This is a genomic window from Pseudochrobactrum sp. AO18b (genome assembly GCF_000409565.1).
GTDB lineage: Bacteria > Pseudomonadota > Alphaproteobacteria > Rhizobiales > Rhizobiaceae > Pseudochrobactrum > Pseudochrobactrum saccharolyticum.
In genome coordinates this window covers 1-7,281 of record NZ_ANNO01000438.1, presented here as the reverse complement: position 1 = coordinate 7,281, position 7,281 = coordinate 1, and the positions used below count along the sequence as shown (strand labels likewise).

Here is a 7,281-nt window from a genome sequence, read left to right as displayed (position 1 = left end):
GTTTTTTTGTTTTTACTTGGCGAATTCAACAGAAGGTGGTGTGATCTTCGGGCTGAGAGGTGCTTTTTTCAGCTCTTTTGCATCCAGATCAAAGCTTTTGATATCGATGCCGCGCAGAACCTGATCATCATACATTTTTACATAGTATTTTTGATTTTTCAGATCGGCAATCGTTGACCACTGGGTGTATTCCAGCGGAATTTTCAGCTCTTTCGCGGTCTGGATCCAGCCTTTCGGAATATCGAAATTGTTGAGAATGTGCTCGGTCAGACGCACAGCATCATCCCCGCTTGGCTGTTTTTCAACAGTTTGCACATAGGCCGCGGCGCGTACAAAACGTGATGGCGGGGTCGAGTCACCCGGAATGCCAAGTAAGCCTGATCCCTGACCCAGCGGTGAGAATGTCGTGCCGGCGATTTTGAGATCCGGTGCATTGAGCGGCGACATTTTCAGGAAGTTTCTGAGATTGGTCATATGCCAGTCAAAAGACGGCGAATTGGTCATAACACCGACAGGATTGTCGTAAATTTTGAGCTTGCCATCAACCGGTTCAATCACAATCGAAGCGCCGCTGGCATCATGAATTGTATAATGCAGCGGTGGCGCAAACCCCATTTGTGGCTGAACGACATTAATGACGCTCATATCCTGAATGGCGGTTTTGACTTCTTCAACCGTTGCGAAATTGGTCAGAACCCAGCTCAGAACATCCCATGGTGCCAGAGATTTTTCTTTGTCGGTTTTGGAACCGTCGGCATAGCCTGCAAATTCAGGGAAATACAGAACGCCGCCGGCAAGACCTTTTTCATTCATACCGTCAACAAGTGTGGTCTCACCAAGGGCATTCATACCGATGGCAGCATATTTACCCTTCCAGCTCATGCCGGCTTTGCCGTCGGCACCGGTTGTGTGCAGCGTATAGGCGCGCGGAATAACCAGAGCATTGGACTGCAGTTCAATTCCGAATTCCATGGTGCGGGCATAAATGCCGCTGCCGTCTGTTGTCGGCAACAGGAAGCTGGTGCAGGCAACTGCCGCATAGGGCGCTGAAACAGCGGCAATAACAGTCAGGGCGGTGGCTGATTTTACAAATTTGTTCTTAAGGAAGTACGGGAAACTCGGTTTCAAAAGGATGCTCCTTCCAGAGAAATGGACAAAAACTTTTATCACGCTTTGTGTGAATCAGATATGAAGAAATCTATTGAAAAATTGGTTTAATCTTGATCTTATTCTGGTGATTTCTCAAAGTGTAAATATAGACAGTGCAGTTATATCGTTTTGCAGACATTGCTTATTGAGGGGCGATAAAAATATGAAGTGTTTATCAGGAATCAGTACTGCACATATTATCTTTGCCGCATGTATAAGTGCTGCAAGCATCGCCAGCGGGCAGGCTTTGGGGGCCGATATTCTGGCGCCGCAGCCCGTTGCCAAATTTGATGAGCGACGCTGGAAAGTGATTGTCAGTCCTTATATCTGGGCGGCTTCTCTGGATGGTCATGCTAATATTATGGGTCGCCGTACCAATATTGATGTGCCTTTCTCGGATATTTTCGAAAATCTTGATTTCAGCGCCATGGGCAATGTGGAAGTCACAAACGGCCTCTATGGGGTGTATTTTGACGGACAATATACCAAAACCAGTCAGGATGAATCATTCCATGACCAGACTTTGGGAGCGGATGTTACGATGACAACGCTCTCCGCCGGTGCGTTTTTCCGCGCGGTTGAAGTGCCGCTGGAAGGCGAAACTGTTTTCGGTACGCAGCGGGTGTTTGCGATTGAGCCGACTGCCGGTCTGCGCTGGACACAGCTTAAAGTCGATTTCATGCTGGATCGCTGGTCTGAGCGTCGTAAACTGGAATGGACGGATCCGTTCGTCGGAGCACGTATACAGGCGGATCTGACGGATCGCTGGCATTTATTTGCTGAGGCGGATGTCGGCGGTTTCGGTGCCGGTGCAGATTTGAGTGCGCAGGGGCAGGCCTATCTTGGCTATCGCACACATATCTTTAATCAACCGGCATTGTTGCGCTTCGGCTACAGGGCGCTGTATCAGGATTATGATGGGGGCGATGTGCTCGGCCACAGGTTCAAGTGGAATGTTACCGAACACGGGCCTGTTGCTGGTGTCTCGCTGGTTTTCTGAGTTTGCTGAGTTAGCCGCTTGCCTGTTTGATTTGGCAGGCGGCTTGTTTTTGTTCATAAGCTGATTTCAGCAGAGGGCTTAACTGCCACGGATGCAGCATCGGTGCCAAAGCCATTCAGTGTTTCATTATGGTGCTTCATAATATCCGTATAAAGCAGAGTGTCAGAGTCACCCGTCATATGACCATCTGCAAGCAGGGTCACGTCATAGCCCAGTGATATCGCACGTCTCACTGTCGTATCAACGCAGAATTGTGTCATGCAGCCGCCGGTAATGAGATGCGTGACACCATGGTCTTTCAACCGGTCTGCCAGCTCTGTTTCGAGAAACGAATCCGAATATTTCTTGTGAACAAGGATATCATTGCCCGTAGCAGCGATTTCCGGACGCAATTCCCAGCCTGCAGTATCCTTTTCAAGTCTGTGGCCTTTGGCGCCGTCATGCTGGATCAGAAAAACAGGGATATTGGCATCATGTGCCTTTTGCTTCAGCGCCTGAAGCCTGAATACGGTTTCATCCAGCGCGGCTTCAAGTTCAGGCATTCGTTGCGCTGACGCTTTACCGGCAATGATTGCCTTCTGAACGTCGATAATCAGGAGTGCGGTTGTCATTCTGTCAGAAACCTTGCCTTGGAATTTGTCTGCGATTCTTGTGTTATAAAATAGCAGAAACCGGAGCAGAGACTAATTTAAATGGTTAGAGCGAGTTTTGCATGCCAAGTCTGACACACGGCACTCTATTGATAAATGTCCCGTTCGCAGGCTTTCGCAATTTTCGCAGTAATATCTTCAACATCAGCCAGATCAAACATAACCTCGACAGGCGGAGTGTCGATGCGCACCGATAGCATGCTGTTGTTTTTCAGCTGTTTTATGAATGGTACAGATTCTTCATCAGACCACAAGCCGACGGACATGAAGTTAGCAGAGCGCTCCCAAAGCATGGTTTGCGAGGCTTTATCGCCTGTTCTGTGAGTGACTTTGGTGGTTTCTGCAGCGCTTGAAGTGCCGGTCGTAAGAATTGCTGAAATTGTAGAATTATGACAGCGAAGCCCGAGAGCAACCGAGTCGAGCATGACTATTTTATTTTCACTGCCTCTGGGCAGCAGAAAAGCGGATATTTGCGCGCTGTCATCAATAGGGGATCTGTCTTCAGAGATGTGCCAGCTCTGAGATAGTGAGGGCTGATTTGTTTTTGGGAAAAGCTTGTCAAAGCAGGCCAGCCGCTGCGCAGGGTCTTCAATCACACTGCATGAGTTTGCTGAGGTCTGGGCTACGGCATTGGTTGCCCATAATGCAAATATGGCCATACCGGTCAGTATTATGCGCATTGATGCCCCCATGCAGCGCCACAAAGCGGAACAGACGAGCAGAGTAGCTTTGCTTGTCTGCGGTGCTGTTCCGCTTGTTTTTGTTGTCAGATTAAGCTGATTTTTTGCGGCGCAGAAGCGTGGCAATACCGCCTAAGAGCAGGCCGAGACCTGCGCCGATCAGGCCGAAGCTTAAGGCATTGGAACCGATATCGGACTGGTTGGCAGATGCAATAGAGGCCGCTGCTGTTGTAGCATCGGAGCCCCCGGCTTTTGCGTCCATCATTGCTACCATGCCTGGCTCGGAGCATTTAGGCAGAAGTGAATTCTTGGCTTCTGCGCTGTTAGCATAAGTATCCGATACGATTTTTTCGCATCTTTGCTGATCGGCAAGCGATACAGAACTGGTGCCGAATTGCAGATACAGACCTGCTGCAAGGACGAGAACGCCGAGGCCGGTCAGGATAACAGGGCGGGATGAGGAATTTGCCTGAGCCATTAAGATTACCTTATTATGTTATGATGTTCGGAATAGAGTTCGAGTTTTATGCCAAGGCAAGTCTTTTTTCAGACTGAAGTGCTGAAAACAGGCTGCTATCAAGCATTATGCAATAATCAGATTGCGTCCCTGCCGCTTGGCAATATACATTTTCTCATCTGCTTCCAGTAAAGACTGATCGAGATTGAAACCGGCTTCGCACAAAGTGACACCAATACTGGCAGTGATGCTGACAGTTTTATTGTCGGAAGCGACAATACGCAGAATACTTATTTCCCGACGAATATTTTCTGCATATTGATAGATGAAGCTGACATCCGCGCTGTTGATGAAGACGCCGAACTCCTCACCGCCCAATCTTCCGGCAAAGCCGTTTCTCAAACTCAGGCGATTAAGCAGTGCGCCGATACGGCGCAACGCCGCATCGCCGGTTGCGTGGCCATATGTGTCATTGATGGTTTTGAAATGATCGAGATCGATAAACAACAGACCGCCGGTTTGCTGACTGTTGCTCGCTGTGATGAGCTTGTCAAAAAAAGTCGAGCGGTTCAGGACGCCGGTGAGACTGTCTTCGCGCGAATGTTTGATGAGCAGCGCATTGGCTTTTTCAAGCTCGCCCTGAATTTCCAAAGCTTTATTTCGCGCAATCCTGAGGCGTTCAGTATTCAGATAGTGCAATGCAGACATCGGAATAGCGGTCGCAAGCGGACAGACAATCGTCATGATAAGTCCGGCTCCGGCCAGTTGCCCTCCCATCATGGGGACAAAAATACTGGTAATAATGAGGGTAAATATAAGCGCCAGCGCACCTGTTGCTAATGCTTTGAATAGAATGCGCCAATAATTAATCATATTTCGTGCTTCAGTATTGAAAGTCCGGCAGGAGAGAAATCGCGGGAGTTACTTTTAGCACGCCAGCTTCATTTTCTATAGATACTAATGAAACTGATTTCTGCGTCAGTCACGCAGCTTTTGTTACAACGGAAATATTATGAGATATCAGTTCAAAGGATGAGAATCTTAATTTTTTAAATGAGCTTTTTATTATTCTTCGGGGAAGGGGAGCTTCTGGCTGTGAATGACAATTATTCGCGTATTTGAATCACCGCAACGCAGGCGGGGTAGGACTTAAACCGGACAAAATACCGGAAGTCTGCAATCTGAAATCTTATGTAAAAGATTGAGTGAATGGCGATCCCGACTGGATTCGAACCAGTGACCGTCGGCTTAGAAGGCAGGAACTAATTTAATTAAAACAATACCTTAAATGTAGAATGAGACTGTTTAGGTAGTTAGAAGATCAATGGGTTACAGTGATTTTGTAAACTAAAATCACTGCCCCTTTTTCTCCATCTTTAGGATTACTGCGTCGTTCGTTTGTTCATCATGCGCGAGATAGTGGGCTTCCAGCACTCTGGTCACGTCTTTGATAGAATGGCCGGATGCTGCAGCAATTTCCTCAACAGTGGCTCCGCTTCTACGTGCCTTGGTGATGAACGTTCCTCGCAGATCATGGAAGGTTACGCCGGTGATTCCGGCTCTTTTAATGGCGCGGCCCCATGAGGTTTTAAACCCGTCGCTTGTCCATGGTGTCCCCTGACTGCTCGTGAGTATTGTCACAGACTGTTTGTCCATAGAATCAAGCATTGTTTTTAGGGTTGAATACACGCGAATGGTAACGCGCTTTCCTGTCTTAGATTGCTTTAGCCTGATGTGTTGACCGTCATATGCCGACCATGTGAGGTTTAGAATGTCGCCTTGTCTCTGGCCTGTCCATAAAGCCAGCATCAAGGCTTGTATCAGGTTGTCACTCAGTGCTTTGTTCGCAAGTTCTATCTGTTCATCTGTCCAGATGATATCGGCGCGAGTGCCTTTCCAGAGCTTGCCACCGCCAGTGCATGGATTGCGTGTAATTAGCTCCATATCAAGCGCCCACGAAAAAACGCGCTTCACCACCGCCCATGCCCTGTCCGCTTTGCGTGGTGTCTGTGCCATGGTATCTCGCCAGTCCTTAAAGACAGATCTTGCACCATGCTCATTAAGTGCGATGATCGGCATATCACCAAACTCGGATGACAATTGAGCCAGAAAAGGATCATAATCCCTTTGGCTGACTGCGCTGAGATCCGTGTAGGCCGGTGAAGTCTTATACTGGACAATCAAGCCAGCAAGGCTGTCGTTATCTGGTTGCACAGCTGCTTTGGATATTGCGTGAAACTCAGAAACAAATCCCGCAGGGTCTATGGTCGGGTCTACCATAAGACGCGGGCCGCCTCGCCATGCATAGTAATACGTTTGCGTTTTGCCACCGGACAAACGCTTTTTGACTTTATGCAGCCCTTTAAGTGGTACGCGCATGTTTTCGTGCTTTCCATGCCTCTAAGGCTGACATTGTAGAATAATCGGTATTGCGATCCAATGAAGTCAACCATTCATCAAGGCGTAACCGTAAAAACCTTTGTCCTCGCGTTGAAGGTGTGAGTGCCACCGGTCTGACAGGGCAGACTTCCTTGAAGGTTTCTGTGGAGAGGCCGCAATATGCTGCAGCCTGATTTAAGGGCATAGCAGCAGGCCAGTAAGGCTGGTTTTTCATGTTCCACCTCCTTCCGGTGCGAGTGGTGAGGCGGCGAGGGAGGCTTTTATGTTTTCATCATAGCTGCGTTTTGGAGAATTCTCGTGGAACTCTTTTTTGAATACCTGCACAGCCTCATCCAGTATATGCGCTGTGGTGTGTGTATCTGTCATAGCGCGCCTCTGCGGGCTGCAAGCATGGCATCGGCCTGCTCGTATGCCCATTTAGCGTGTGCTTCTGTGGCTGATGCGTATTGGATGCCGTCTGCGGCTATAATTGCTTCCATTGCCTTCGCGGCGAAGTAATCGCGCAGGGTCATGCCTATACTTGGTTCGATGTGATTGTTTTCGCCACCTTCAAATGGGAAAGCTGCGCCACCGGTGTTGATCTGATCTGTCATTCCGCAGCCTCCAGCGCTTCATCCTCAATCACAGTCGTATCAAGGCGGAGTTTTATGCTTGTGATTTCACTACGGTAATATTGCCCATGTTCATTATCGCCATGGGTTCCCTCAACGGCTGCAGCAAATTCATCAATCGTTCCGTCAAAGCAGCCTCGACAAATGCGGATCGTTCCGTCTTTTTCGACAAAAGCTGTCAGCCAGCCATTATCCGAGCCACCGGGGCCTGATACGCGATAGCGCCTAGCGTTAAAGACCCATGCATTGCCGTAGACCCGTGCATCGCCGTAGACCCATGCATCGCCGTAGACCCATGCATTGCCGTAGACCCGTGCATCGCCGGAGACCCGTG

The 7,281-nt window shown here is 48.9% G+C and carries 10 protein-coding genes and 1 pseudogene; 1 reads left to right on the top strand and 10 read right to left on the bottom strand.

Annotation, left to right across the window (positions count from 1 at the left end):
* Positions 1-12 precede the first annotated feature (12 nt).
* On the bottom strand, positions 13-1,128 hold the full coding sequence (locus A918_RS0116555) for a choloylglycine hydrolase family protein (RefSeq protein WP_022712134.1): 1,116 nt from the start codon (positions 1,126-1,128) through the stop codon (positions 13-15).
* Positions 1,129-1,312: 184 nt separating this feature from the next.
* Between A918_RS0116555 and A918_RS0116550 the strand changes: the two genes are divergently transcribed.
* The gene (locus tag A918_RS0116550) at positions 1,313-2,149 is read left to right on the top strand and encodes a hypothetical protein (RefSeq protein ID WP_022712133.1); all 837 of its coding nucleotides are present in this window, start codon (positions 1,313-1,315) and stop codon (positions 2,147-2,149) included.
* Between the two features lie 53 nt (positions 2,150-2,202).
* Here the strand turns inward: A918_RS0116550 and A918_RS0116545 are convergent, their stop codons facing one another.
* The 9 genes and pseudogenes from A918_RS0116545 to A918_RS22120 all read right to left on the bottom strand — a co-directional run.
* The gene (locus A918_RS0116545) at positions 2,203-2,760 is read right to left on the bottom strand and encodes a cysteine hydrolase family protein (RefSeq protein WP_022712132.1); all 558 of its coding nucleotides are present in this window, start codon (positions 2,758-2,760) and stop codon (positions 2,203-2,205) included.
* A 125-nt stretch (positions 2,761-2,885) separates the two neighbouring features.
* The gene (locus tag A918_RS21615) at positions 2,886-3,479 is read right to left on the bottom strand and encodes a type VI secretion system-associated protein TagO (RefSeq protein ID WP_198013310.1); all 594 of its coding nucleotides are present in this window, start codon (positions 3,477-3,479) and stop codon (positions 2,886-2,888) included.
* Between the two features lie 91 nt (positions 3,480-3,570).
* Positions 3,571-3,957 (bottom strand): hypothetical protein, encoded by a 387-nt coding sequence (locus tag A918_RS0116530; protein ID WP_022712129.1) that lies wholly within the window; start codon positions 3,955-3,957, stop codon positions 3,571-3,573.
* 105 nt (positions 3,958-4,062) lie between these two features.
* Positions 4,063-4,680: a GGDEF domain-containing protein gene (locus tag A918_RS0116525; RefSeq protein ID WP_198013309.1), complete on the bottom strand. Its 618-nt coding sequence runs from the start codon at positions 4,678-4,680 to the stop codon at positions 4,063-4,065.
* 609 nt (positions 4,681-5,289) lie between these two features.
* A complete protein-coding gene (locus tag A918_RS0116520) occupies positions 5,290-6,315 on the bottom strand; it encodes a tyrosine-type recombinase/integrase (RefSeq protein ID WP_022712127.1) in 1,026 nt (341 codons plus the stop codon).
* Entirely contained in the window at positions 6,299-6,550 is a 252-nt protein-coding gene (locus tag A918_RS21610) for a hypothetical protein (RefSeq protein ID WP_075654663.1), read from the bottom strand. The genes A918_RS0116520 and A918_RS21610 overlap by 17 nt, the downstream gene beginning before the upstream one ends.
* A complete protein-coding gene (locus tag A918_RS21890) occupies positions 6,547-6,702 on the bottom strand; it encodes a hypothetical protein (RefSeq protein WP_022712126.1) in 156 nt (51 codons plus the stop codon). Before A918_RS21890 ends, A918_RS21610 begins: the two co-directional genes overlap by 4 nt.
* Positions 6,699-6,929: a hypothetical protein gene (locus A918_RS0116510; protein ID WP_022712125.1), complete on the bottom strand. Its 231-nt coding sequence runs from the start codon at positions 6,927-6,929 to the stop codon at positions 6,699-6,701. The genes A918_RS21890 and A918_RS0116510 overlap by 4 nt, the downstream gene beginning before the upstream one ends.
* Positions 6,926-7,281 (bottom strand): annotated as a pseudogene (locus A918_RS22120) (hypothetical protein); the annotation flags it as partial. The gene A918_RS0116510 and the pseudogene A918_RS22120, both read right to left, overlap by 4 nt.